Below are 1,377 nucleotides of genomic sequence, written 5' to 3'. Positions count from 1 at the left end.
CAGGGCGGTTGCAAGTTCCGGGGTCGTGCGGCTGGTCGGGTTGTGACCGGTTGGGGCGCATAGCAGAGCAGGCACGGGCTTCGTGATCATTGTGGTGTCTAAGCCAGATGATCATGAGGTGGCCCGTGCCTGCTGCTGCATCCTCTCCCATCCCTGCCGTGCTGTTGAAACTGGGGCCGCTGGACCCCGGCCGGATCGCCGACCTGCGCCCCTACTTCGACTCGGTGCCCGACCCGCGCGCGCGGCGGGGCCGGTGGTACTCACTCACGGCGATCCTGCTGGTGTGCGCCTGCGCGGTCGTCTCGGGAGCGAGGAGCATCGATGAACTCGCCGAGTGGGGTCAGCGTGCTTCGAACGTACTCCTGACAGTGATCGGGATCCGCCGCCACCTGCTCGGCTGGCGGCGCAGTCCGTCGCCGGCCACGATCGGCCGTGTGCTGGGGGCTGTTGACGGTGACGCTCTGGATCGGGCGGTCGGCGCCTACCTGGCCGACCGGCACCGCGCCGCCACCGAACCCGCCCAGGCACCGTCACCCTCCCCGTCCGGGCTGTCGCGCGCGATCGCTGTCGACGGCAAAGCACTCAAGGGCTCAGCCCGTCTCACCGCGACGCGCCGGCATCTGCTCTCCGCGGTCACTCACGGCACCGTCGTGACCCTCGCCCAGGTAGAGGTCGGCGCGAAGACGAACGAAACCACACACTTCCGGCCGCTGCTGGCACCGCTGGACCTGACCGGCACCGTCGTCACCTTCGACGCCCTGCACTCGGTCAAGGCGAACATCTCCTGGCTGGTCGAGACCAAGAAGGCCCACTACATCGCCGTGATCAAGACCAACCAGCCCACCGCCCACGCCCAACTCGCCGCCCTGCCCTGGCAGTCCATCGCGGTCCAGCACACCGCCTCCGGGGCCGGACACGGACGCCGCGAGTCCCGCTCGATCAAGACCTGCGGGATCGCCGACGAACTCGGCGGAATCGCCTTTCCCCACGCCCGCCTGGCCATCCGCGTCCATCGCCGCCGCAAGCAGACCGGCCGGCGTGAGACCCGTGAGAGTGTCTACGCCGTCACCAGCCTCGACGCCCACCAAGCCGGGCCCGCCGACCTGGCCTCCGCGATTCGCGGGCACTGGGGAGTGGAGAACTCCTCACACCACATCAGGGATGTCACCTTCGCCGAGGACGCCTCCACCGTCCACGCCGGGACCGCGCCACGGGCCATGGCGACCCTCCGCAACCTCGCCATCGGCGTGCTGAAAACCCTCGGAGCCGACAACATCGCCAAGACCACCCGGGCGATCCGCGACGAACCCCAACGAGCACTCCCCATCCTGGGCATCACCAACGAACCGGTCACCTAAGGAACTTGATCAAGCCCTG

Annotated in this window: 1 protein-coding gene; it reads left to right on the top strand. The window is 68.8% G+C overall.

What is annotated here, in order from left to right; all coding sequences use genetic code 11:
- The first annotated feature begins 158 nt into the window (after nucleotides 1–158).
- On the top strand, nucleotides 159–1,358 hold the full coding sequence (locus O3W51_RS48105) for an ISAs1 family transposase (protein WP_269290425.1): 1,200 nt from the start codon (nucleotides 159–161) through the stop codon (nucleotides 1,356–1,358).
- Nucleotides 1,359–1,377: the final 19 nt, after the last annotated feature.

Origin of the sequence: Streptomyces sp. H39-C1 (genome assembly GCF_027158125.1) — a bacterium.
Taxonomy (GTDB): domain Bacteria; phylum Actinomycetota; class Actinomycetes; order Streptomycetales; family Streptomycetaceae; genus Actinacidiphila; species Actinacidiphila fildesensis.
This window is presented reverse-complemented; position numbering and strand designations above follow the sequence as displayed.